The 24,560-nt window shown below is 72.1% G+C and carries 20 protein-coding genes and 1 tRNA gene; 18 read left to right on the top strand and 3 right to left on the bottom strand.

Annotated elements, in window-relative coordinates; all coding sequences use genetic code 11:
• Nucleotides 1-29 precede the first annotated feature (29 nt).
• From ACIQFY_RS02850 to ACIQFY_RS02840, 3 genes are all read left to right on the top strand, one after another.
• Nucleotides 30-1,487 (top strand): glutamate synthase subunit beta, encoded by a 1,458-nt coding sequence (locus ACIQFY_RS02850; RefSeq protein ID WP_066654496.1) that lies wholly within the window; start codon nt 30-32, stop codon nt 1,485-1,487.
• Nucleotides 1,488-1,626: 139 nt separating this feature from the next.
• The gene (gene pyk, locus ACIQFY_RS02845; RefSeq protein WP_066654495.1) at nt 1,627-3,072 is read left to right on the top strand and encodes a pyruvate kinase; all 1,446 of its coding nucleotides are present in this window, start codon (nt 1,627-1,629) and stop codon (nt 3,070-3,072) included.
• Nucleotides 3,073-3,378: 306 nt separating this feature from the next.
• Complete coding sequence (locus tag ACIQFY_RS02840; RefSeq protein WP_251155024.1) at nt 3,379-4,455, top strand: VIT1/CCC1 transporter family protein; 1,077 nt, start codon at nt 3,379-3,381, stop codon at nt 4,453-4,455.
• 88 nt (nt 4,456-4,543) lie between these two features.
• On the opposite strand, the gene ACIQFY_RS02835 is transcribed toward ACIQFY_RS02840, so the two are convergent.
• Nucleotides 4,544-5,116, bottom strand: coding sequence for an HdeD family acid-resistance protein (locus ACIQFY_RS02835; protein ID WP_158407755.1), 573 nt, complete (start codon nt 5,114-5,116; stop codon nt 4,544-4,546).
• A 223-nt stretch (nt 5,117-5,339) separates the two neighbouring features.
• Between ACIQFY_RS02835 and ACIQFY_RS02830 the strand changes: the two genes are divergently transcribed.
• Genes ACIQFY_RS02830 through ACIQFY_RS02820 form a run of 3 tightly spaced genes read left to right on the top strand, consistent with a single transcriptional unit; the run spans nt 5,340 to nt 8,557 of the window.
• Entirely contained in the window at nt 5,340-6,881 is a 1,542-nt protein-coding gene (locus ACIQFY_RS02830) for an aldehyde dehydrogenase family protein (protein ID WP_400338177.1), read from the top strand.
• A complete protein-coding gene (locus ACIQFY_RS02825; protein WP_400338175.1) occupies nt 6,881-7,294 on the top strand; it encodes a DUF779 domain-containing protein in 414 nt (137 codons plus the stop codon). Before ACIQFY_RS02830 ends, ACIQFY_RS02825 begins: the two co-directional genes overlap by 1 nt.
• A gap of 54 nt (nt 7,295-7,348) precedes the next feature.
• On the top strand, nt 7,349-8,557 hold the full coding sequence (locus tag ACIQFY_RS02820; RefSeq protein ID WP_251159772.1) for a GAF domain-containing protein: 1,209 nt from the start codon (nt 7,349-7,351) through the stop codon (nt 8,555-8,557).
• Between the two features lie 84 nt (nt 8,558-8,641).
• On the opposite strand, the gene ACIQFY_RS02815 is transcribed toward ACIQFY_RS02820, so the two are convergent.
• Nucleotides 8,642-9,190 (bottom strand): hypothetical protein, encoded by a 549-nt coding sequence (locus ACIQFY_RS02815; RefSeq protein WP_400338173.1) that lies wholly within the window; start codon nt 9,188-9,190, stop codon nt 8,642-8,644.
• Nucleotides 9,191-9,339: 149 nt separating this feature from the next.
• On the opposite strand from ACIQFY_RS02815, the gene ACIQFY_RS02810 reads away from it, so the two are divergent.
• From ACIQFY_RS02810 to ACIQFY_RS02785, 6 genes are all read left to right on the top strand, one after another.
• On the top strand, nt 9,340-10,023 hold the full coding sequence (locus ACIQFY_RS02810; RefSeq protein WP_235426333.1) for a response regulator transcription factor: 684 nt from the start codon (nt 9,340-9,342) through the stop codon (nt 10,021-10,023).
• Complete coding sequence (locus tag ACIQFY_RS02805) at nt 10,020-11,615, top strand: ATP-binding protein (protein ID WP_400338171.1); 1,596 nt, start codon at nt 10,020-10,022, stop codon at nt 11,613-11,615. Before ACIQFY_RS02810 ends, ACIQFY_RS02805 begins: the two co-directional genes overlap by 4 nt.
• On the top strand, nt 11,612-12,169 hold the full coding sequence (locus ACIQFY_RS02800; RefSeq protein WP_066654478.1) for an MOSC domain-containing protein: 558 nt from the start codon (nt 11,612-11,614) through the stop codon (nt 12,167-12,169). Before ACIQFY_RS02805 ends, ACIQFY_RS02800 begins: the two co-directional genes overlap by 4 nt.
• Before the next feature lie 40 nt (nt 12,170-12,209).
• Nucleotides 12,210-12,290 (top strand) — tRNA-Leu (locus ACIQFY_RS02795).
• 285 nt (nt 12,291-12,575) lie between these two features.
• Complete coding sequence (locus tag ACIQFY_RS02790; protein WP_022903868.1) at nt 12,576-13,181, top strand: ANTAR domain-containing response regulator; 606 nt, start codon at nt 12,576-12,578, stop codon at nt 13,179-13,181.
• A 298-nt stretch (nt 13,182-13,479) separates the two neighbouring features.
• On the top strand, nt 13,480-13,950 hold the full coding sequence (locus ACIQFY_RS02785) for a GNAT family N-acetyltransferase (protein ID WP_066654475.1): 471 nt from the start codon (nt 13,480-13,482) through the stop codon (nt 13,948-13,950).
• A 4-nt stretch (nt 13,951-13,954) separates the two neighbouring features.
• Here ACIQFY_RS02785 and ACIQFY_RS02780 read toward each other — a convergent pair whose 3' ends face one another.
• Nucleotides 13,955-14,392 carry a hotdog fold thioesterase gene (locus ACIQFY_RS02780; RefSeq protein ID WP_081984876.1) on the bottom strand — a complete coding sequence of 146 codons (438 nt, stop codon included), beginning with the start codon at nt 14,390-14,392 and terminating at the stop codon, nt 13,955-13,957.
• Nucleotides 14,393-14,435: 43 nt separating this feature from the next.
• Between ACIQFY_RS02780 and polA the strand changes: the two genes are divergently transcribed.
• The 6 genes from polA to ACIQFY_RS02750 all read left to right on the top strand — a co-directional run bounded on the left by polA (nt 14,436) and on the right by ACIQFY_RS02750 (nt 24,534).
• Entirely contained in the window at nt 14,436-17,108 is a 2,673-nt protein-coding gene (gene polA / locus ACIQFY_RS02775) for a DNA polymerase I (RefSeq protein ID WP_400338168.1), read from the top strand.
• Between the two features lie 247 nt (nt 17,109-17,355).
• Nucleotides 17,356-19,035 (top strand): DUF885 domain-containing protein, encoded by a 1,680-nt coding sequence (locus tag ACIQFY_RS02770; RefSeq protein ID WP_400338167.1) that lies wholly within the window; start codon nt 17,356-17,358, stop codon nt 19,033-19,035.
• Nucleotides 19,036-19,284: 249 nt separating this feature from the next.
• On the top strand, nt 19,285-20,760 hold the full coding sequence (gene rpsA / locus ACIQFY_RS02765) for a 30S ribosomal protein S1 (protein ID WP_066654468.1): 1,476 nt from the start codon (nt 19,285-19,287) through the stop codon (nt 20,758-20,760).
• Between the two features lie 89 nt (nt 20,761-20,849).
• A complete protein-coding gene (gene coaE, locus ACIQFY_RS02760) occupies nt 20,850-21,452 on the top strand; it encodes a dephospho-CoA kinase (protein ID WP_400338165.1) in 603 nt (200 codons plus the stop codon).
• A gap of 96 nt (nt 21,453-21,548) precedes the next feature.
• On the top strand, nt 21,549-23,621 hold the full coding sequence (uvrB, locus tag ACIQFY_RS02755) for an excinuclease ABC subunit UvrB (protein WP_066658265.1): 2,073 nt from the start codon (nt 21,549-21,551) through the stop codon (nt 23,619-23,621).
• Nucleotides 23,611-24,534, top strand: coding sequence for an SDR family NAD(P)-dependent oxidoreductase (locus ACIQFY_RS02750; protein WP_400338163.1), 924 nt, complete (start codon nt 23,611-23,613; stop codon nt 24,532-24,534). Before uvrB ends, ACIQFY_RS02750 begins: the two co-directional genes overlap by 11 nt.
• Nucleotides 24,535-24,560: the final 26 nt, after the last annotated feature.

Raw genomic sequence — 24,560 nt, 5'->3', positions numbered from 1 at the left:
CCAGACCCAGACCGAGCAGGAGGCGAACCATGGCTGACCCGAAGGGCTTCCTCAAGGTGCAGGAGCGCGAGCTCCCGCCCCGCCGTCCCGTGCCCGTGCGCCTCATGGACTGGAAGGAGGTCTACGAGCAGCAGGAGTCCGGTGCCCTGAAGCGACAGGCCGGTCGCTGCATGGACTGCGGCGTGCCCTTCTGCCACCAGGGCTGCCCGCTCGGGAACCTCATCCCGGAGTGGAACGACCTGACCTGGCGCGGTGAGGGTCGACAGGCGATCGAGCGTCTGCACGCGACCAACAACTTCCCGGAGTTCACCGGGAAGCTCTGCCCGGCCCCGTGCGAGGCGTCCTGCGTGCTCGGCATCAACCAGCCGCCGGTCACGATCAAGCAGGTCGAGGTCTCGATCATCGACGAGGCGTACAAGAACGGCTGGGTCACCCCGCACCCGCCGGAGCGCCTGACCGGCAAGACCGTCGCGGTGGTCGGGTCCGGCCCCGCCGGTCTCGCGGCCGCCCAGCAGCTCACGCGCGCCGGGCACACGGTCGCCGTGTACGAGCGCGACGACCGCATCGGCGGCCTGCTGCGCTACGGCATCCCGGACTTCAAGATGGAGAAGCGCCAGATCGACGCGCGCCTCGCCCAGATGCAGGCCGAGGGCACCCGCTTCCGCGCCGGTGTGGAGATCGGCGTCGACATCACCTGGGACGACCTGAAGTCCCGCTACGACGCGGTCGTCGTCGCGACGGGCGCCACGGTGCCGCGCGACCTGCCGATCCCGGGGCGCGACCTCGAGGGCGTCCACTACGCGATGGACTACCTCGTCCAGCAGAACAAGGCGAACGCGGGGACCACCGTCGACAACCAGCTCACCGCCGAGGGCAAGCACGTCGTCGTCATCGGCGGTGGCGACACCGGCGCCGACTGCATCGGCACGGCCCACCGTCAGGGCGCCCTGAGCGTGACGAACCTGGCGATCGGCAAGCAGCCGCCGCTCGAACGTCCGTCCGAGCAGCCGTGGCCGATGTTCCCGACGGTGTTCGAGGTGACGAGCGCCCACGAGGAGGGCGGCGAGCGGCACTTCCTGGCGTCGACCGTCGAGTTCCTCGGCAACGCCGCCGGCGAGGTCCGCGCGCTCCGGGTCGCGGAGACCGAGTACCTCGACGGCCGGCGCGTGCCGAAGGCGGGCACGGAGCGCGAGATACCCGCCGACCTGGTGCTCATCGCGATGGGCTTCACCGGTCCGGAGACCGACACGATCGAGCCGCAGCTCGGGCTCCCCGCCACGGTGTCGGGCGCGGTCGCCCGCCAGGCCGACTACTCGACGAACGAGCCGGGCGTGTTCGTGGCGGGCGACGCCGGCCGTGGCCAGTCGCTCATCGTCTGGGCCATCGCCGAGGGACGCGCGGCTGCGTCCAAGGTCGACGAGTACCTCGAGGGCTCGACGATCCTGCCGGCGCCCGTCAAGGCCACCGACCGCGCGCTCACGGTCTGACGCCGTGAACGCCCCCGGAACACCGGTCCACCGATGAGCAGCAGGCCACCGGCACTCGATAGGGTGCTGGTGGCCTGCTCTCGTTCCGCGCGGCCCCACAGCGCGGAAACCGGCACCACCCACCACACGAAGGAATCCATTGAGACGCGCAAAGATCGTTTCGACGCTCGGTCCGGCTACGTCGGACTACGAGACCGTCAAGGAGATCATCGAAGCGGGCGTCGACGTCGCCCGCCTCAACCTCAGCCACGGTGACTACAGCGTCCACGAGGCCAACTACGAGAACGTCCGTCGCGCCGCGGAGGACCTCGGCAAGCCGGTCGCGATCCTCGTCGACCTGCAGGGTCCGAAGATCCGTCTGGCGAAGTTCGCCGACGGTCCGCACGAGCTCGCGGTCGGTGACGTCTTCACGATCACGACCGAGGACGTCCCCGGCTCGAAGGAGATCTGCGGCACGACGTTCAAGGGCCTGCCGCAGGACGTCAAGCCCGGTGACCCGCTGCTCATCGACGACGGCCGTGTGCGCCTGCGCGTGCTCGACACCGACGGCGTGCGTGTCCGCACCGAGGTCGTCGTCGCCGGTACGGTCTCGAACAACAAGGGCATCAACCTGCCCGGCGTCGCCGTCAACGTCCCCGCGCTGAGCGAGAAGGACGAGGCGGACCTCCGCTGGGCGATCCGTCAGGGCGCCGACCTCATCGCGCTGTCGTTCGTCCGCAACGCCTCGGACGTCGTCCGCGCCCACGAGATCATGGACGAGGAGGGCAAGCGCCTCCCGATCATCGCCAAGGTCGAGAAGCCGCAGGCCGTCGACGCCCTCGAGGAGATCATCGACGCCTTCGACAGCATCATGGTCGCCCGTGGTGACCTCGGCGTGGAGCTCCCGCTCGAGGCCGTCCCGATCGTGCAGAAGCGCGCCGTCGAGCTGTCCCGCCGCATGGCGAAGCCGGTCATCGTCGCGACGCAGATGCTCGAGTCGATGATCTCGTCGCCGATCCCGACCCGCGCCGAGACCTCCGACGTCGCGAACGCCGTCCTCGACGGCGCGGACGCCGTCATGCTCTCGGGCGAGACCAGCGTCGGCGAGTACCCGGTGCAGACGGTCCGCACCATGGCCCGCATCGTCGAGTCGACCGAGGACCACGGCCTCGAGCGCATCGCGCCGCTCGGCACGAAGCCGCGCACGCTCGGTGGCGCGATCACGCTCGCCGCGGTCGAGATCGCCGAGTTCACCGAGGCGTCGTACCTCTGCGTCTTCACCGAGTCCGGCGACTCGGCCCGCCGCATGTCCCGACTGCGCCACGGCCTGCCCATCATCGCCTTCACCCCGAACGAGGCCACGCGTCGCCGCATGGCGCTCACCTGGGGCGTCCGCTCGTTCCTCGTGGAGCGCAAGACGCACACCGACGAGCTGTTCTCGCAGGTCGACGACGTGCTGCTCGCGAACGGCCTCGCCGCCCCCGGCGACCGGGTCATCGTGACGGCCGGCTCGCCCCCCGGACTCGAGGGTTCGACGAACGACCTGCGCGTGCACCGCGTCGGCGACGCGCACGCCGAGGCGGCTCCCGCCTACGTGCGGGACTGACCCCGGTCACCGCACCCGGTCACCACGCCGACAGGGCGCGGACGGGAGGCACGGCGCGACACCGCGCACGGCCTCCGGTCCGCGCCCTGTCGCGTGTCCGCCCGTGCGTCGCGTCGAGTCACCGGCGTGCCGACACGCCGGCGTCGCTGTGAGACGGACCGGAGCGAGCGAGACGCCGTCGGATCCGGCGGCGTCTCGTGGGGACGGCGGCGTCTCGCCCGGTCCTCGGTGGTCTCGACACGCAGGAACCGGCCACCCGCGGTGCGGCGCGACCACGTGTCGGGCCGAGCGGGCAGGATCGGTGCTGTGAGCCTCCAGGACGACCGCCCCACCGCACCCACCGCAGCGGACGTCCGCCGCTGGCGCCGCTACCTGGCGGACGAGCGGGCGGAGGCCGCGGTCTACCGGAACCTGTCGACCCGCAGGACCGGTGAGGAACGCGAGATCCTCGCCGCACTCGCCGACGCCGAGGGCCGGCACGAGCAGCACTGGCTCGACCTGCTCGGTGACGACGTCGGGCGCCCGCTCCGCGGCAGCCTCCGCACCCGGGTCCTCGCCGCGCTCGCGAAGCGGTTCGGTTCCGTGTTCGTCCTGGCGCTCATGCAGCGCGCCGAGGACCGTTCGCCCTACGCCGACGACGACGACGCGACCGCGCGCATGGCGGCCGACGAGCGGATCCACGGCGAGGTCGTCCGCGGCCTCGCGAACCGCGGGCGCATGCGGTTGTCCGGCACCTTCCGCGCAGCGGTGTTCGGCGCCAACGACGGACTCGTCTCGAACCTCGCGCTGATCATCGGCATCAGTGCCTCGGGCGCCGATCGGCACTTCGTGCTGCTCAGCGGCATCGCCGGGCTGCTCGCCGGCGCGCTGTCCATGGGGGCGGGGGAGTACGTCTCGGTGCGGTCCCAACGCGAGCTGCTCGACGCCTCCGCACCCCACCCCGAGGCCGGGCGCGCGGTGGCCGACCTCGACGTCGACGCGAACGAGCTCGCGTTGGTCTACCGGGCCCGGGGCATGGACGAGGCCGCGGCGCAGGAGCACGCGGCCGAGGTCCTCGGCGGTCGAACGGTCACGGCAGCCGCCGCGACCGACGACCACGAGGCGGTGGGGAGCGGCACGAGTGCGGCGGTGTCGAGCTTCTGCTTCTTCGCCTCGGGCGCGATCATCCCCGTGCTGCCGTACCTGTTCGGGCTCGAGGGCTGGCCGGCGATCGTGCTCGCGGCCGTGCTGGTCGGCATCGCGCTCCTCGGCACCGGCGCGGTCGTCGGCGTGCTCAGCGGCGCGTCGCCGCTGCGGCGGGCGCTGCGCCAGCTCGCGATCGGCTTCGGCGCCGCCGTCGTGACGTACGGCCTCGGCCTGCTGTTCGGGACGGGCAGCGCGTAGCCGTCACCCGGCCAGGCCTGCTGTTCGGGACCGGCAGCGCGGAGTCTGCACCCGGTCGGCGGTCACCGGTCGTCGGGGCTGGCGACCCTCACCGCCGGTCGGTGCGACCGGTGCCGACCGCCTCACGGCGGACCGCAGCGCGCGGCGGCAGCAGGAGGAGCGCGGCCGCGCCGACGCCGATCAGCGCGATGCCGGAGAACACCGTGAAGACCGACAGCGCGAGCGCCGGCGCGACGAGCACGACCACGCCGCCGATGCACGACAGCAGGCCGCTCACCACGGTCGGCGATCGCGAGGAACCGGGGTGGCCCACGACGGCACCGACGAGCGCGGCGACGCCCTCCACGAGGAACCCCACCCCGGCCAGCACCGCGTAGACGAGGAGCGGGACGGCGGGAGCGAGGAGCGCGACGAGTCCCGCCACCCCGACGAGCCCGCCGACGGCACCCGCCGTCCACCGCCACACCGCGGACGTCCCGTGCCCGCGGACCGCGGCGACCACGCGCATCGTGCCGGCGACCACGAGGTAGACGCCGAAGACGAGGGCGACGAGCACGATCGACGGCGCGGGCCAGACGACGGCCACGATGCCGAGCACGATCGCGACGACGGCCGTGGCGACGACGAACGCACGGAAGGACCGCACGGCGCGAGAGTCCACGGGTGCCCCTTCCGCTCGGTCCGCGAGGACACCGACGGTACCCGGGGGCGGTCGCCGGTGTCCGGGGGAGGCCGCGGGCGCTCTGGGGAGGTCACGGGCGCCCGGGGCGGTCGCCGGCGCCCGGGGTCGCCACCCGGCGCAACCGCTTGCAACCCCCGGCGTCGTACCGTCGCCGCAGGTGCTGGACCAGCGCCACCGACAGCGTCGTCGAAAGGTGTCCACCATGACCATCGCAGCATCGCCATCGACCTACGCCGCACCCGGCGAGGACGGGGCGCTCGTCTCCTACCGTTCCCGGTACGACCACTTCATCGGCGGCGAGTACGTCCCGCCCGCCGGCGGCCGGTACTTCGAGAACCCCACGCCGGTGACGGGCAGGGTCTTCGCCGAGGTCGCCCGGGGGGACTCGACCGACGTCGACCGGGCGGTGGAGGCCGCCTGGAGGGCCTTCCCCGTCTGGTCGCGCACGAGCGTCGCCGAGCGCGCCGGCATCCTCAACCGGATCGCCGACCGGATGGAGGCGCACCTCGAGGAGCTCGCGGTCGCCGAGACCTGGGAGAACGGCAAGCCGATCCGCGAGACCCTCGGCGCGGACATCCCGCTCGCCGTCGACCACTTCCGCTACTTCGCCGGGGCGATCCGCGCGCAGGAGGGCTCGACGGGGGAGATCGACCACGACACCGTCGCCTACCACTTCCACGAACCGCTCGGCGTCGTCGGGCAGATCATCCCGTGGAACTTCCCGATCCTCATGGCGGTGTGGAAGCTCGCGCCCGCCCTCGCCGCCGGCAACTGCGTCGTGCTCAAGCCCGCGGAGCAGACGCCGGCATCGATCCACGTGCTGGTGGAACTGATCCGCGACCTCGTGCCCGCCGGGGTCCTCAACGTCGTGAACGGGTTCGGCATCGAGGTCGGCGCGCCGCTCGCCCAGCACCCGGACATCCGCAAGGTCGCCTTCACGGGGGAGACCACCACCGGCCGGCTCATCATGCAGTACGCCTCGCAGAACCTGATCCCGGTGACGCTCGAGCTCGGCGGGAAGAGCCCGAACGTGTTCTTCGCCGACGTCGCGCAGGAGCGGGACTCCTTCTACGACAAGGCCCTCGAGGGGTTCGCGTTCTTCAACCTCAACCAGGGCGAGGTCTGCACGTGCCCGTCCCGGGCGTTGGTGGCGCGCGAGATCTACGACGGGTTCGTCGCGGACGGGCTCGACCGGGTGCGCGCGGTCAAGCAGGGACACCCGCTGGACCCGGCGACGATGATCGGTGCGCAGGCGTCGAACGACCAGCTCGAGAAGATCCTGAGCTACATCGACATCGGGAAGCAGGAGGGGGCGAAGCTGCTGACGGGCGGCGAGCGGGCGGACCTCGGCGGTGACCTGTCCGGCGGCTACTACGTGCAGCCCACCGTCTTCGAGGGCGACAACGCCATGCGCATCTTCCAGGAGGAGATCTTCGGCCCCGTGCTCGCGCTCACCAGCTTCGACGGCTACGACGACGCCATCCGGATCGCCAACGACTCCCTCTACGGACTGGGTGCCGGGGTCTGGAGCCGCGAGGCGACGACGCTCTACCGCGCCGGGCGTGACATCCAGGCCGGTCGCGTGTGGTCGAACACCTACCACCAGTACCCGGCCGGAGCGGCCTTCGGCGGGTACAAGCAGTCCGGCATCGGGCGCGAGAACCACAAGATGATGCTCGAGCACTACCAGCAGACGAAGAACCTGCTCGTGTCGTACGCCGACGGTCCGATGGGCTTCTTCTGATGCCCGACCCGGACCGCCCGGCCGCGGCGCGCGTCGCGGTGACGCCGGCGGCGGGGGAGCTCCTGCGCTCCCTCGCCGCCCGGCACGGGCCGCTCATGTTCCACCAGTCCGGCGGCTGCTGCGACGGGTCGAGCCCGATGTGCTACCCGGTCGGGATGTTCCGGACGGGGCCGGCCGACGTGCTCCTCGGCGCGCTCGACGTCGACGGCACCGGCCCCGTCGAGGTCTGGATGTCACGCGCGCAGTTCGGGTACTGGAAGTACACGCACCTGACGATCGACGTGGTCGACGGTCGGGGCGCGGGCTTCTCGCTCGAGGTGCCGGAGGGCAAGCGGTTCCTCACGCGGTCGCGCATGCTCACCGACGACGAGCTCGACGACCTCGGTCTGGTCCCCGCGGACCACCGGACGTAGGCTGACCCCGTCGACCGCGACGACGCGGCGGACGTCTCGTCACGAGGAGGCCCGATGCGCGCACCCGCGGGGCTCCGTCCGCTCGTCGCCGCGTCCTGGCGTCGTTGTGCCCGGGTCGACCCGGACGACCGGCCGTCGCTGGCGCTGGGGCCCGACGAGCTCGACGCGCTCCGCCGCCACGGGCCGCTCGGGACGGCACTGCCCGTGGTGCGGCGGCTGCTGCTCGACGACGTGCGGTCCGCGGGGTGCGTCGTCGCCGTCACCGACGCCGCCGGGCGTCTCGTCTGGGTCGACGGCGCGCGTCCCGCCCGCAGCGCAGCCGAGGACATGGGCTTCCTGCCGGGTGCGGACTGGGCGGAGGAGCGCGCGGGCACGAGCGCGCCCGGTACGGCCCTGCGGCTCGACCGGGCGGTGCAGATCCACGCGGACGAGCACTGGGCGACCGCCGTCAAGGCCTTCTCGTGCACGGCGGTGCCGCTCCACGACCCGACCGGCGCCGTCGTCGGGGCGCTCGACATCACCGGCGACGCGCGCGCGGTCGAACGCCACACCCTGCCGCTCCTCGTCGCCACGGCCGCGGTGGCCGAGGCGGAACTGGCACTCCGGGCGGTGCAGGGCCTCCGCACCCCCGGACCGACCGGGGACGTGCCCCGTGGACGCGGCCGCGGTGCGCCGTGTCCGGCCGTCGGACTGGCCCTCCTCGGCTCGGACACCGCGACACTGACCTCCGACGGGCGCACGGTCCGGCTGTCGGAACGGCACTCGGAGATCCTCGCGGTGCTCGCATCGACGCCCGGCGGCCTCGCGGCGGCGGACCTGGCGGTCGCCGTGTACGGCGACCGCGGTGCCGTCACCACGCTCCGTGCCGAGGTGGTGCGCCTGCGTCGCGTGCTCGCGGCGCACGCCCCCGGTGCGACGGTGACCTCGCGACCGTACCGACTCCAGGGGCTGCGGACGGACGTCGACTCCGTCCTGTCCGCGCTCGACCGCGGGGCGCGCCTCCAGGCCGTCGACCGGTACGTCGGCCCGGTCCTGCCCGGTTCCGTCTCGCCGGGCGTCGACGACCTGCGCGACCGGGTCAGGACGCGGTTCCGTGAGGCGCTCGTCGCCGACGGCGGCGTCGAGGCGCTCCAGGCGTGGGCGCGGACGGCGGACGGCGCCGCCGACGCGCAGGTGCTGCGCGCGCTGCTCGCGGTCCTGCCGCCGCGGTCGCCGCGTCGGTCGGCCCTGGTGGCGGCGATCGAGGCGCTCGACGGATCGTGACGGGCGACCCGGCCCGGCCGGGAGGCGCGCCACGCGTCGACCGTCCGGCCGACGACGCGCGCCTCCCGCACCGGGTCGTCCCGCTCAGGACCCGGAGGCCGGTGCCGGGGTGGCAGAGCCGTCCGTGCCGCCGTCCCGGTCCGGCTGCGGCGGCTCCGGGGCGTCCGTGCCCTTCGGCGGCGTGGGTGCGTCGCTCTCCTCCGGCTTCGGCGCGTTCCCGTCCTTCGGCTTCGGCGCGTCGGAGCCCGTGGGCGGCTTCGGGGCGTCCGCGCCCTCCGGCGGGGCGGGGACGGCGCCGTCCTTCGGCTTCGGGGCGTCGCCGGCCGCGGGCGGAGCTGCCACGCAGCCCGGAGCCGGAGCGGCGCGCTCCGCGCCCTTCGCGCCGGGACCGGGGGCACCCTTCGTGCCCGGAGTGGGAGCACCGGAGGGTGCACCACTCGGTGCGCCGCTCGGCGCTCCCGTCGGTGCGCTCGTGGCACTCGGTGCGCCGGAGCCGTCCGCGACGGCAGCGGTGACGCCGAGCCCGCCGAGGAGCAGCGCCGCGGCGGCCGCGGAACCGATCCCCACGCGACGCAGGGTGCGCCGACGGCGGTCGGGCGCGGTGACGGGCTGGTCGTGTCGTTCGTCCTGCATGGTGTGCCTTCCGTGTCGGTGTCGGCGGACCGGGGCGGTCCGGCGACGAGGACGACGGTCGAGCTCGAACCTGAAGCAGGACTGAAGCACAGGCTTCGTCCAGCGTCCTCCATGCTGCTTGCGGGCAGTGCCCACCTACCGTGTCCGCCGTGAACGCACCCGCACGTGTCCTGGTGGTCGAGGACGACGACTCCCTCCGCACCGCCGTGGCCGCGACCCTGCGCGCCGAGGGGTTCGTCGTGACCGAGGCCACCGACGGCCGGGCGATCGCCGAGGACCTCGACCGCGCCGCTCCCGACCTCGTCCTGCTGGACTGGATGCTGCCCGGACCGAGCGGCATCCTGCTCGCGGCTCGGATCCGGACGCGGTCGGACGCCGCCGTCGTGATGATGACCGCCCGCGACGAGCTCGACGACCGGCTGCGCGGCTTCGCCGAGGGGGCCGACGACTACGTGGTGAAGCCGTTTGCGATGGCCGAGCTCGTGGCACGCGTCACGGCCGTGCTCCGCCGCCGCGGTCGGGTCCCGTCGGTGATCGAGGTCGGCGACCTCGTGCTCGACCCGGAGGGCGCGACCGTGCGACGCGCCGGCGTCCTGCTCGACCTGACGGCCACCGAGTTCCGGCTGCTGCGGTTCCTCGCCGAGAGCCGTGGCCGGACCGTCTCCAAGGGGCAGATCACGACGCAGGTGTGGGGCTACGAGGACATCGCGCCGAACCTGGTCGAGGTCCACCTCAGCGCACTCCGCCGCAAGATGGAGGTGCACGGTCCCCGGCTCGTGCACACGGTCCGCGGGCTCGGGTACCGGCTCTCCGTCGACCGGGGCGCGGCGTGACCGCGGTCGACCGACGGCTGCGCACGTCCTCGCTGCGACTGCGGACCGTGGTCGCGGTGCTCGTGCTGCTCGCGGTGCTGCTGGCCGGGCTCGTCGTCGCGGTCGAGGCGGTGCTCGGCGCGCGACTGCGTGCACAGGTCGAGGACCGACTGCGGGACCGGGCTGCCGCCGCTGCCGCACTCGTGGGGGTGCTCGACGCGGACGACCTCGCCGACCGCTTGTCGGCGCAGGGCCTCTCGGTGCGGATCGTGCAGCCCGACGGCGCCGCGGTCGAGGCCGGGCCGACACCCGACCAGCTGCGCTCCGGACCGCCCGACCCCGGGCAGCTCCCGGGTCCGGCGCCTCGCGACCGGTCGTCCTCCAGCGGCTCGACCGGGGCTGCCGACGCCGGTGCACCGGCGTCGTCCGGTGCGACGGCGTCGTCGGGTGCGTCGGCGTCCTCCGGTGCGTCGGCGTCCTCCGGTGTGACGGTGGTGTCGTCGCGTGCCAGTGAGGACGACGGCGTGCTCACACTCCGGTCCGTCCTCGACGACGGCACACGCATCACGCTGACCGCCGGCACCCGCGACGTGCAGGAGACCCTGACGCAGCTCGGCTGGGTGATGGGCGGTGCGTCCGCGGTGTTCCTGGGTGTCGCCGTCGTCGGAGTGGTCCTGGTCGTGCGTCGCGCGCTGCGTCCGCTCGACGAGGTCACCGCGACGGCCCGATCGATCGCCGACGGTGACCGTGGTCGGCGGTTGCGCCCTGCCAGGACGGACACCGAGATCGGCCGCGTCGCCGCCGCGTTCGACGAGATGCTCGACGCCGTCGAGGGTGCCGAGGCGCAGGCCGTGGCCGCTGAGGAACGGGTCCGGGGCTTCCTGTCGGACGCCGCACACGAGCTCCGCACGCCCGTCGCCGGCGTCCGCGCGGCGGCGGACACGCTGGTCCGGAGCGGTGGCGACGACCCGGCGACGACCGAGGTGCTCGCGGTGCACGTCGTCCGCCAGGCCGACCGCGCGGCGCGCCTCGTCGACGACATGCTCACGATGGCGCGACTCGACCGGGGGATCGCGCTCGACCGGCGGCCGACCGACCTCGTCCCGTGGCTGCGCGCCGAGGTCGACCGGCTCGAGCTCCGGCTGCCGGGGATCACCCTGCACCCCGGACTCCCGACCGAGCCTGTCCCGGTCGAGGTCGACGCCGACCGACTCGCGCAGGTGCTCGGCAACCTCGTCGACAACGCGGCGCGGGCCACGGGCGGGACGGGGACGGTGCGGCTGACCCTCGGCACGGACGCCGACGAGGCGACGCTCGTGGTCGAGGACGACGGGCCCGGCATCCCCGTCGGCGACCGCGAGCGCGTGTTCGACCGGCTCGTCCGACTGGGGGAGTCGCGGGACGTCCGGTCGGGTGGTGCCGGACTCGGCCTGCCGATCGCCCGCGGCATCGCGGTCGCCCACGGTGGCACGCTCGTCCACGACGACGACGGGACGCTCGGCGGCGCGCGGTTCGTGCTCCGCCTGCCCCGCGCGACCCGCGCCGTCGACCCCGGGTCGGGCGCGGACCGGGGTGTCGCTCCGGCCCCGGTGTCTGCCACGATGGGGACGTGAGCGCTCATCAGGAGAACGGACGGATCGTCGCGGTGAGCCGCGACGCCGAGCACCGCTTCAGCAAGCCCGTCGTCGAGGAGATCACCCTCGTCGCGGGGTGGGGCGTCGACGGCGACGCGCACGCCGGGACGACCGTGCAGCACCGCTCCCGCGTCGCCAGGGACCCGTCACAGCCGAACCTGCGGCAGGTCCACCTGCTCCACGCCGAGGTGTTCGACGAGGTCGCCGCCTCCGGGCACACCGTCGTGCCGGGGGACATGGGGGAGAACGTCACGACCCGCGGCGTCGACCTGCTCGGACTGCCGACCGGGGCCCTGCTCCACCTCGGTGACGCGGCCTGTGTGCGCGTGACCGGGCTCCGGAACCCGTGCCAGCAGATCAACGACTTCGACCCGGGGCTGCTGCGCGCGGTCCTCGGCCGAGCGGAGGACGGCACCGTGGAGCGCAAGGGCGGCGTGATGGGCGTCGTCGTGACGGGGGGCATCGTCCGCGCGGGCGACGCCGTCCGGGTCGAGCTGCCCGAGGGAGCGCTGCAACCGCTCGCCCCGGTGTGAGGACCGGGGGCGGGGCCGGCCCTGCTAGCCTGGAGCCCTCGCGAGTGTGGTGGAACGGTAGACACGGGGCACTCAAAATGCTCTGCCTCACGGCGTGCGGGTTCGAGTCCCGCCACTCGTACAAGGTCGCTCACGGCGTGCGGGGCCGGGCGCACCGAGCGTCCCGCCACTCGTACGAGGTCGCTCACGGCGTGCGGGGCCGGGCGCACCGAGCGTCCCGCCACTCGTACGAGGTCGCTCACGGCGTGCGGGGCTGGGCGCACCGAGCGTCCCGCCACTCGTACAAGGTCGCTCACGGCGTGCGGGGCTGGGCGCACCGAGCGTCCCGCCACTCGTACAGAAGTTCGTCGAACCGCGCATCCACAGCTGACGGAAGCCACGCGCTCCGTCTAGTAGGCTCTCGGTCGTGAGTGACACAGAAGCAACCCCCGCAGCACCGCGTCGCGTCGTCGTCGCCGAGGACGAGTCGCTCATCCGTCTCGACATCGTCGAGATCCTCCGCGACAACGGGTTCGACGTGGTCGGGGAAGCCGGCGACGGTGAGACCGCCGTCCAGCTCGCGACCGACCTGCGCCCGGACCTCGTCGTCATGGACGTCAAGATGCCCCAGCTCGACGGCATCTCCGCTGCCGAGAAGCTCTCCAAGAACCACATCGCTCCGGTGGTCCTCCTCACGGCGTTCAGCCAGAAGGACCTCGTCGAGCGCGCGACCGAAGCCGGTGCCCTGGCCTACGTCGTGAAGCCCTTCACCCCGAACGACCTGCTCCCCGCGATCGAGATCGCCCTCTCGCGGCACCAGCAGATCATCACGCTCGAGGCCGAGGTCGCCGACCTCGTCGAGCGGTTCGAGACCCGCAAGCTCGTCGACCGCGCCAAGGGCCTGCTCAACGAGAAGATGGGCCTCACCGAGCCCGAGGCGTTCCGCTGGATCCAGAAGGCGTCGATGGATCGTCGTCTGACGATGCACGACGTCGCGAAGGCGATCATCGAGCAGCTCAGCGCCAAGAAGTAACGAGCACCCGCTCGCTCACGCGGAGAGCGCCGCCGGACACCGTCCGGCGGCGCTCTCCGCGTTCCGGATCCCGCGGACGTCGGTGCACGGGTACGGGCTGACATCGCGCCGGTCGATCGTCACGTGCAACGTCGGACGATGCGCCTGCACCGGGTGCGCGCGCATCGTGCGACACCGCACCTGTCGAACGACGCGTTTCGTGTCGGAGACCGCGTGCAGCGGCAGGGCCGCGGCAGAGCGCCGGACGGGAGGCGCGGGTCGGACCCGCCGCAGCCGCGCCACGTGGCAGGGTGGGGGCATGGACGACGTGGTGATCCGTGCCTCCCGGCCGGAGGACATGCCGACGGTGGCCGATCTGCGTTGGCGGTGGAGCGTCGAGGAGGACGGCGCCGTGCCCACGGTGACGCCCGACGAGTACCGCGAGGCAATGTCGGCCTTCGCCGCCGAGCACGCCGACTCGCACCGGTGCGTGGTCGCGGAGCGCGTCGGGGAGGTGCTGGGGATGGCGTGGCTCGCCGTGCACCCGCGGCCGCCGGCGCCGCACCGGCCGCGCGGACGCGTGACCGCCGAGTTGCAGACCGTGTACGTGCACCCCGACCTGCGCGGCGGGGGCGTCGCCGCACGCCTGGTCACGGCCCTGCTCGACATCGCCGACGAACTCGGCGCGGAGCGCACCGCGGTGCACTCCAGCGTCGCCGGTGAGACGCTCTACCGTCGGCTCGGGTTCGGCGATGCCCGCCTGCTGCTGCAGCGACCGCCCGAGGACTGAACCGCTAGCGCCGCTCGCGGATCATGTTCGTGATCCGCACGGTGGAGCAGCGTCGGCCCTCGTCGTCGGTGAGCACGATCTCGTGCGTGGTGAGCGTGCCGCCGAGGTGGATCGCCGTGCAGGTCCCCGTGACCCGGCCGCTCGTCGCACTGCGGGAGTGCGACGCACTGAGCTCGATGCCGACCGCGTAGCGGCCGGGCCCGGCGTGCACGTTCGCAGCCATCGACCCGAGGCTCTCGGCGAGCACGACGTACGCTCCGCCGTGCAGCAGCCCGACCGGCTGGCGGTTGCCCTCGACCGGGATCGACCCGACGGCACGCTCCGCGCTCAGCTCGGTGATCTCCATGCCCATCTTCGTGGCGAGCTCGCCCGTGCCGCGGTCGGAGAGTCGCTCGTCGACGGCTCCGGAGGCGGTCGGTTCGTGGGTCACGTCGTCGGTCACGCTCGCGGACTCCCGTGTCGGATGGCGTCGGTAGGCTGTCCGGGTGTCGGACTCCGCAAAGCCTACCCTCATGGTCATCGACGGCCACTCGCTCGCCTTCCGGGCCTTCTACGCACTGCCGGTCGACAGCTTCGTGAACCGCGAGGGGCAGCACACGAACGCCATCCACGGCTTCATCTCGATGCTGCTCATGCTCCTGCAGCGCGAGAAGCCGACCCACCTGGCGGTCGCGTTCGACATCTCCCGCTTCTCCTTCCGCACCCGCGAGTACGAGGACTACAAGGGCACCCGCTCGGAGACCCCGCCCGAGTTCAAGGGCCAGATCCCGCTCCTGCAGCAGGCGCTCGAGGCGATGGGCATCACGACGGTGACGAAGGAGGACTACGAGGCCGACGACATCCTCGCCACCTTCGCGCGACAGGGTGCCGAGCAGGGGTACCAGGTGTACGTGGTCTCGGGTGACCGCGACTCGATCCAGCTCGTCAACGACGACGTCACGCTGCTGTACCCGTCGGTCCGCGGCGTCTCCGAGCTCACGCGCTACGACCGCGACAAGGTGTACGAGCGGTACGGCATCGAGCCGCACCAGTACCCGGACATCGCGGCGCTCGTGGGGGAGACCAGCGACAACCTGATCGGCATCGACAAGGTCGGCGAGAAGACCGCGGTCAAGTGGGTGACCGCGTACGGCTCCCTCGACGGTGTCCTCGAGCACGCCGACGAGATCAAGGGCGTCGTCGGGAACAACCTCCGCGAGCAGAAGGACCGGGCGATCCGGAACCGCAGGCTGAACCGGCTCGTGAACGACGTCGAGCTGCCCGTCGGACCGGCCGACGTCGCCCTCCGCCCGCTGGACGAGCAGGCCGTCCGCGACCTCTTCGCGAAGCTGCAGTTCCGCACGCTGCTCGACCGGGTCTTCAAGGTCGCCGGTACCGGTGAGCCGAGCGAGGCGAGCGAGGCTCCCGGCTCGGTCGACAGCGGCGCGCCGACCCCGCCGAAGGTCACCACGGTCATCGACGAAGAGCTCGGGTACTGGCTCGAGCGCAAGGGTGCGAACGACGCCGAGAACGGGTTCGGCGTCGCGGTCGAGGTCATCGACGGCCGGCTCAGCGCGATCGGCATCGCGACCCACGACGACGCCGTCCTGGTGCCCGGCGGCAGCGGCGCGAAGGACTACGAGCAGCTCGCCGCGTGGTTCGCCTCCGACGCCCCGAAGCACTTCCACGACGCCAAGGCCGCCATCAAGGCGCTCGGCACGGTCGGCATCACGGTGCGGGGCATCGCCGGGGACGCCCGCATCACCGGGTGGCTCGCGCAGCCGGGCAAGCAGGGGCAGCCCCTCGCCGACCTCGTGTACCAGGAACTCGGCGAGGAGCTGCCGACCGCCGACCCGAACCAGCTCGTGCCCGAGACCGAACCGGTCAACGTCGGCGTGCACGCCTGGTACGTCCTGCGGGTCGACACCGCGCTGCGCTCCCGCGTGGACGAGTCCTCGCTGCGGGTGCTCGACACGATCGAGCTGCCGCTCGTGCCGGTGCTGGCGGGCATGGAGACCATCGGTGTCGGCATCGACCGCCCGGTCCTGACCGGGCTGTCGCACGACCTGGGGGAGCGTGCCGCCGAGCTCGCGCAGCAGGCCTTCGCCGAGATCGGCCACGAGGTGAACCTCGGCTCGCCGAAGCAGCTGCAGGAGGTCCTGTTCACCGAGCTCGCGATGCCGAAGACCCGCAAGACGAAGACCGGCTTCTCGACCGACGCGGCGAGCCTCGCCGACCTGCAGGAGCAGCACCCGCACCCGTTCCTCGGACTGCTGCTGCAGCACCGCGACGCCACGAAGCTCCGGCAGATCGTCGACACGCTCGACGCCGCGGTCGTCGACGGACGCATCCACACCCGCTACGAGCAGACCGGCACGAGCACCGGCCGGGTCTCGTCGACGGACCCCAACCTGCAGAACATCCCGGTCAAGACCGCCGTGGGTCGCCGCATCCGGTCGGCCTTCGCGGTCGCCGAGCCGTACACGACGCTCGTGACCGCCGACTACTCGCAGATCGAGATGCGCATCATGGCGCACCTGTCCGGCGACCCGGGGCTCATCCAGGCGTTCAACGAGGGCGAGGACCTGCACCGCTTCGTCGGTGCCCGGGTGTTCTCGGTCGAGCCGGCGGACGTCACCCCCGAGATGCGCACGAAGGTGAAGGCGATGTCGTACGGCCTGGCCTACGGCCTCAGCCCGTTCGGCCTGTCGAAGCAGCTCCGCATCGAGCAGTCCGAGGCGCGTACGCTCATGAACGAGTACTTCGCCCGCTTCGGTGCGGTGCGCGACTACCTCCGGGGCGTCGTCGAGCAGGCCCGTGAGGACGGCTACACCGAGACGATCTTCGGTCGCCGGCGTCCGTTCCCGGACCTGAAGAGCCCGAACCGCGTCCTCCGCGAGAACGCCGAGCGCGCCGCGCTGAACGCGCCGATCCAGGGGTCGGCCGCCGACATCATGAAGATCGCGATGCTCGGCGTCGACGAGGACCTCCGCGAGGGATCGCTCGAGTCGCACCTGCTGCTCCAGGTGCACGACGAGCTCATCCTCGAGGTCGCTCCCGGCGAGCAGGAGCGCGTCGAGGAGATCCTGCGCACCCGGATGGGCGCGGCTGCCGAGCTGAGCGTCCCGCTCGACGTGTCGGTCGGCGTCGGCCCGAACTGGGAGTCCGCGGCGCACTGACGCGCGCGGGTCGCGTTGCGACGCGGCCACGTCACGGACGGGAGGCGCGGTGCCAGCTGGCACCGTGCCTCCCGTCCGTTCGTGGTGCCGTGCAGCCAGCGTGGTGAGCGTTCCTGCCCATCACACGTGACCTGGGATGCCGAACCGCGCGTCGGAGGCCGGAAGGAACGGCGTCCCACGCGCGGATCGACCTCCCGTGCGCGGATCGGCACCCGGCGCGCGCCGAGCCGCTCGGTAGGGTCGGGGCATGAGCGAAGACCGACCCGTCCGCCAGCCGTCCGCCGTCGACCGCGTCGCCGAGGACTGGGTGTCCACCCTCGTCGACCTCGACCCGACCGTCGCCACGTACATCGGGGTCGCCGGGCGCACCGACGGCTACGGCGACACCTCGCCCGCCGGCGCCGACGCCCTCGCCGACGCCGCACGTTCCGCGCGCCGGGCCCTCGACGCCGCCGAGTCGACGGACGACGTCGACCGGGTGACGAAGACCGACCTCGGAGCGGAGCTCGACCTGGTCGTGGAGTCGCACGAGCGGAAGCTGCACCTGCGGGACCTCAACGTGATCGCGAGCCCCGCGCAGGAGTTCCGCGACGTCCTCGACCTGATGCCGACCGCGACCACCGACGACTGGCAGGACGTCGCGGGGCGCCTGCACGCGCTGCCGGACGCCCTGGAGGGCTACCGCGAGACCCTGCTGCAGGGCACGCGCGAGCAGGTCACGCCCGCCGCGCGCCAGGTCGCACTCATCGCCGAGCAGGCCGCGCGCAACGGTGCCGAGGACGGGTTCTTCCGCCAGCTCGTCGACGGCGCCGCGCTCGAGGGCGGCGCACCGCTGCCCGAGTCGCTCCGCGGCGAGCTGGTGCGCGGCGCCGAGGTCGCGGCGGCCGCGTACCGGTCGTTCGGCGGCTTCCTCGAGCACGAGCTGCTGCCCCTGGCGACCCCGGTCGACGCGGTCGGTCGCGAGGACTACGAGCTGCACTCCCGACGCTTCCTGGGTGCCGTCGTCGACCTCGACGAGACGTACGAGTGGGGCATCGAGGAGCTCGCCCGGATGCGCGACGAGCAGGAGCGCATCGCGGACCGCATCGAGTCCGGCGCCTCGGTGGCGCGCGCGATCGAGGTCCTCGACGCCGACCCCGCCCGCATCCTGCACGGCACCGACGCCCTGCAGCGGTGGATGCAGGAGACCAGTGACGCGTCGATCCGCGCGATGGACGGGGAGTACTTCGACATCGCCGACCCGATCAAGCGCCTGGAGTGCCGGATCGCCCCGACGCAGGAGGGTGGGATCTACTACACCGGCCCCTCCGACGACTTCTCGCGTGCGGGCAGGATGTGGTGGTCGGTGCCGCAGGGCGTCACGGAGTTCGGCACGTGGCGTGAGAAGACGACGGTCTACCACGAGGGCGTGCCCGGTCACCACCTGCAGATCAGCCAGGCGGTCTACAACCGCGGGGAGCTCAACACGTGGCGTCGGCAGCTGGCCGGACCGTCCGGGCACGTCGAGGGCTGGGCCCTCTACGCCGAGCGGCTCATGGAGCAGCTCGGGTTCCTCGACGACGACGGGGACCGCCTCGGCATGCTCGACGGCCAGCGGATGCGGGCGGCCCGCGTGGTGCTCGACATCGGTGTGCACCTGCAGAAGACCAACCCCGACGGCGGTGGCTGGACGTGGGAGTACGCGCTCGACTTCATGGGCCGGAACGTCAACATGGCGCCGGAGTTCGTGCAGTTCGAGGTCGCCCGGTACTTCGGGTGGCCGGGGCAGGCGCCGTCCTACAAGGTCGGGCAGCGCGTCTGGGAGTCGATCCGCGACGAGCTCGCCGCACGCGAGGGCGCTGCGTTCGACCTGAAGGCCTTCCACCACCGGGCGCTCGCACTCGGCGGGGTCGGCCTGGACACGCTCCGGAGCGCGCTGCTCGACTGACGGCGTGACGGGTCGACGGACGGGAGGCGCGTGGCGGGGTCGCCGCGTGCCTCCCGTCCGTCCTCCGGTCACCCCGCGACACGCGACACGCCCGGTTGTGGGGCCCGCGGCCCTGCGGCTAGACTCAATCGGCGCAATCAGCGCCAACCAACCACTGCCATGACGGCTCGCACCGACGTTCGGTGCGGACCAGGGGGTCGCTCCCTCGCCGTCACGGCCCGACTCATGTCCGTTCGGAGCAATCTCTACATGACAACCACCACGACCAAGGCTCCCAAGCAGGTCGCCATCAACGACATCGGCTCGGCTGATGACTTCCTGGCCGAGGTCGAGAAGACCCTCAAGTTCTTCAACGACGGCGATCTGATCTCCGGAACCGTCGTGAAGATCGACCGCGACGAGGTCCTCCTCGACGTCGGCTACAAGACCGAGGGTGTCATCCCCTCGCGCGAGCTCTCGATCAAGCACGACGTCGACCCCAACGAGGTCGTCGAGGTCGGCGACGAGGTCGAGGCCCTGGTCCTCCAGAAGGAGGACAAGGAAGGCCGCCTCATCCTGTCGAAGAAGCGTGCGCAGTACGAGCGTGCTTGGGGCGACGTCGAGAAGATCAAGGAGTCCGACGGCGTCGTGACCGGCACGGTCATCGAGGTCGTCAAGGGCGGTCTCATCGTCGACATCGGCCTCCGTGGCTTCCTCCCGGCCTCGCTCATCGAGCTGCGTCGCGTCCGCGACCTGACCCCGTACCTGGGCCAGGAGCTCGAGGCGAAGATCCTGGAGCTCGACAAGAACCGCAACAACGTGGTCCTCTCGCGCCGCGCCCTGCTCGAGCAGACGCAGTCCGAGTCGCGCACCACCTTCCTCAACAACCTCCACAAGGGCCAGGTCCGCAAGGGCATCGTGTCGTCGATCGTCAACTTCGGTGCGTTCGTCGACCTGGGCGGCGTCGACGGTCTCGTCCACGTCTCCGAGCTCTCCTGGAAGCACATCGAGCACGCCAGCGAGGTCGTCGAGGTCGGTCAGGAAGTCACCGTCGAGATCCTCGAGGTGGACCTGGACCGCGAGCGCGTGTCGCTCTCGCTCAAGGCCACGCAGGAGGACCCGTGGCAGGTCTTCGCCCGCACCCACGCGATCGGTCAGATCGCACCGGGCAAGGTCACGAAGCTCGTGCCGTTCGGTGCCTTCGTCCGCGTCGCCGACGGCATCGAGGGTCTCGTCCACATCTCGGAGCTCTCGAACAAGCACGTCGAGCTCGCCGAGCAGGTCGTCTCCGTCGGTGACGAGGTCTTCGTCAAGATCATCGACATCGACCTCGACCGTCGTCGCATCTCGCTCAGCCTCAAGCAGGCGAACGAGGGCGTGGACCCGGAGGGCACCGAGTTCGACCCGGCGCTCTACGGCATGCCGACCGAGTACGACGACCAGGGCAACTACAAGTACCCCGAGGGCTTCGACCCGGAGACCAACGAGTGGCTCGAGGGCTACGACACCCAGCGCACCGAGTGGGAGGGCCAGTACGCGGCCGCCCAGTCGCGCTGGGAGGCCCACAAGGCGCAGGTCGCGAAGACCATCGCGGACGAGGAGAAGGGTGGCTTCGACCTCCCCGCCTCGGCCTCGAGCTCGTCCTCGTCCTCGTCGACCTTCTCGAGCGAGTCGAACGGTCAGGGCACCCTGGCCGACGACGCCTCGCTCGCGGCGCTCCGCGAGAAGCTCAGCTCGAACAACTGATCGAGCGGGTCGCACGTCCCGGAAGCCCGGTACCCCTGAGGGGGTGCCGGGCTTCCGGCGTTCCACGACGTCCTCGGTAGCCTGGACCGGTGCGCATCATCGGTCTGACAGGCGGCATCGCCGCGGGCAAGTCCACCGTCTCCCGTCGCTGGGCGGAGCACGGCGCGGTCGTCGTCGACGCCGACCGGCTCGCGCGGCAGGCGGTCGCTCCGGGCAGCCCCGGGCTCGCCCGTGTCGTGGAACGGTTCGGGACGGGCGTGCTCGCCCCCGACGGCGCGCTCGACCGGGCCGCCCTGGGCAGCATCGTCTTCTCCGACGCCTCGGCGCGGAAGGACCTCGAGGGGATCACCCACCCGGAGGTGTGGCGGCTCGCACGGGGAGCGTTCGACGCTGCCGAGGCCGCTGATCCGGAAGCCGTCGTCGTCTACGACGTCCCGCTCCTCGCCGAGGCCCGGGGGAGTCGGCCGATCCGGTTCCACGCGGTCGTCGTCGTGGACGCCCCTGCGGCGCAGCGGGTCGGACGACTCGTCGAGCACCGGGGCATGCCGCGTGACGAGGCCGAGCGACGTGTGGCGGCCCAGGCGTCGGACGCCGAGCGGCTCGCCCTCGCCGACCACGTCGTCGACGCGACCGGATCGCTCGAGGACACCCTGCGGTCCGCCGACGCGGTGTGGGACCGCATCGCGTCCTGAACGGGCCCCGCAGGCCCTGGTACCCGCTCAGCTGTGGGCGATCAGGGCCGTCGGGTGTCAGGGGGCGCGACTACCGTTGTCCCCATGGCAGTGTCGATCCAGCCCACCCGGGCGATCCGTCCCTTCGAGGTGATCAGCGAGTACTCGCCGAGCGGTGACCAGCCGGCGGCGATCGCCGAGCTCGCCGGTCGGATCAACGCGGGTGAGACCGACGTCGTGCTGCTCGGCGCGACCGGTACCGGCAAGTCGGCGACCACCGCCTGGCTGATCGAGCAGGTCCAGCGGCCGACGCTCGTGCTCGCGCACAACAAGACCCTGGCCGCGCAGCTGGCGAACGAGTTCCGCGGGCTCCTGCCGAACAACGCGGTCGAGTACTTCGTCTCGTACTACGACTACTACCAGCCCGAGGCGTACGTCCCGCAGACGGACACCTTCATCGAGAAGGACTCGTCGGTCAACGCGGAGGTCGAGCGGCTCCGGCACTCGACGACGAACTCGCTGCTCAGCCGGCGCGACGTCGTGGTCGTGTCCACCGTGTCCTGCATCTACGGCCTCGGCACGCCCGAGCAGTACATGAACGCGTCGATCGCGCTCCACGTCGGCCAGACGATCTCCCGCGACCAGCTCGTGCGCAAGTTCGTCGGCATGCAGTACCAGCGCAACGACGTCGACTTCGCCCGCGGCACCTTCCGCGTCCGCGGCGACACCATCGAGATCATCCCGATGTACGAAGAGCACGCGATCCGCATCGAGATGTTCGGTGACGAGATCGAGGCGCTCACCTCGCTGCACCCGCTGACCGGCAACGTCATCGCGGACCTGCCCGGTGTCTCGATCTTCCCGGCGTCGCACTACGTCGCCGACACCGACGTCATGCACCGGGCGATCGAGCGGATCAAGGACGAGCTGGCCGACCGACTCGCCGAGCTCGAGGGCCAGGGCAAGCTGCTCGAGGCCCAGCGGCTCCGCATGCGCACGACCTTCGACATCGAGATGATGGAGCAGATCGGCTTCTGCTCCGGCATCGAGAACTACTCGCGCCACATGGACGGGCGCGATGCGGGCGAGGCGCCGCACTGCCTCATCGACTACTTCCCGGACGACTTCCTCATCGTGATCGACGAGTCGCACGTGACCGTGCCGCAGATCGGTGCGATGTACGAGGGTGACGCCTCCCGCAAGCGCACGCTCGTCGAGCACGGCTTCCGTCTGCCGAGCGCGCTCGACAACCGACCGTTGACGTGGGAGGAGTTCCTCGAGCGCGTCGGGCAGAAGGTCTACCTGTCGGCGACCCCGGGCAAGTACGAACTCGGCGTCACCGACAGCGTCGTCGAGCAGATCATCCGTCCGACGGGTCTGGTCGACCCCGAGATCGTCGTGAAGCCGAGCGACGGCCAGATCGACGACCTGCTCGAGGAGATCAAGCTGCGCGTCGAGCGTGACGAGCGCGTGCTCGTCACGACCCTGACCAAGCGGATGGCCGAGGAACTCACGGACTTCCTCGGCAACGCCGGCGTCCGCGTGCGGTACCTGCACTCCGACGTCGACACCCTGAAGCGTGTCGAACTGCTGACGGAGCTGCGCCAGGGCGTGTACGACGTGCTCGTCGGCATCAACCTGCTGCGCGAGGGCCTCGACCTGCCCGAGGTGTCCCTCGTGGCGATCCTCGACGCCGACAAGGAAGGGTTCCTGCGGTCGTCGACATCCCTCATCCAGACGATCGGCCGTGCCGCCCGCAACGTGTCGGGCCAGGTGCTCATGTACGCCGACAAGATCACCGACTCCATGCGCCAGGCGATCGACGAGACCGATCGGCGCCGCGAGAAGCAGGTCGCCTACAACCTCGAGCACGGCATCGACCCGCAGCCCCTCCGCAAGAAGATCGCCGACATCACCGAGGTGCTGCAGCGCGAGAGCGACGACACCAAGGCGCTGCTCGAGGGTCGCCCGGGTTCCGACGGCCGCCGGTCGCCCACGCCGAACCTGCGTCGCGAGGGCATCGCGGGAGAGGGCGCGACCCAGCTCGAGGCGACGATCGCCGACCTCAACGACCAGATGCTGCAGGCCGCGGCCGAGCTGAAGTTCGAGCTGGCGGCACGGCTCCGCGACGAGGTGCAGGACCTGAAGAAGGCGCTGCGACAGATGGAGTCCGCCGGGCATGTCCGCTGACACCTCCGGGACCGCGCGGCGGACAGTCGTCGTCACGGGTGCCAGCGCCGGCCTGGGCTACCACGCAGCCGAGCAGCTCGCGGCACAGGGCCACCGGGTGGTGCTCGCCACGCGGAACCCCGAGCGTGCCGCCGCCGCCGAGCGGAGCATCCGGAAGCACGTCGACGACGCCGCACTCGTGCACCTGCACGTCGACCTGGCCGACCTCGACAGCGTGCGTGCCGCGGCCGTGCGGCTCCGGGAGCTCGGCCCCGTGCACGCCCTGCTCAACAACGCCGGCGTGGTCGGATCGGCTCGCCCGCAGCGCACCGCGCAGGGCTTCGAACTGCAGGTCGGCACGAACCACCTCGGACACTTCGCCTGGACGGCGCTGGCGCTGCCGGCCCTCGACCAGGAAGCGGGGCGTGTGGTGCACCTCGGCTCCATCGCGCATCGCTTCACGACGCTCGACCGGGCGGATCCGCTCGCGGTCGGCCGCTACGAGGGCCACCGCCAGTACGCCAGGAGCAAGCTCGCGGTGATGCTGTTCGGCTTCGAGCTCGCGCAGCGGCTCGGCGACGCCGGCTCGCGGGTGCGCAGCGTCGTCGCGCACCCCGGGCTGGCACTCGACGCCGCCGCCCCGCCCCGACCGGACGTCGCACCGACGCGGTCCGAACCGGCGTGGATGCGAGCGGGCTCGGGCTGGGTGGCGCAGGGCAAGGATGCCGGGGCGTGGCCGCTCGTGCACGCCGCCGTCGGTGAGGACGTCCGCTCGGGGGAGTACTGGGGGCCGGCCGGCCCGCTCCAGTTCGCCGGTCGTCCGGCCCTCGTCCCGGCGCGCCCGCGTGCCCACGACCGCACCGTCGCTGCGCGCCTCTGGACGGCGAGCGAACAGGCGACCGGCGTCGCGTTCGCTCTCGACGCACTCGGCTAGACCGCCACGCCCGGACGGATGTCGGT

It is taken from the genome of Curtobacterium sp. NPDC092190, from assembly GCF_044755625.1.
In the GTDB taxonomy this organism is placed as follows: Bacteria; Actinomycetota; Actinomycetes; order Actinomycetales; family Microbacteriaceae; genus Curtobacterium.
The sequence above is the reverse complement of the archived record's forward strand: the minus strand, read 5'-3'. Positions and strand labels throughout refer to the sequence as shown.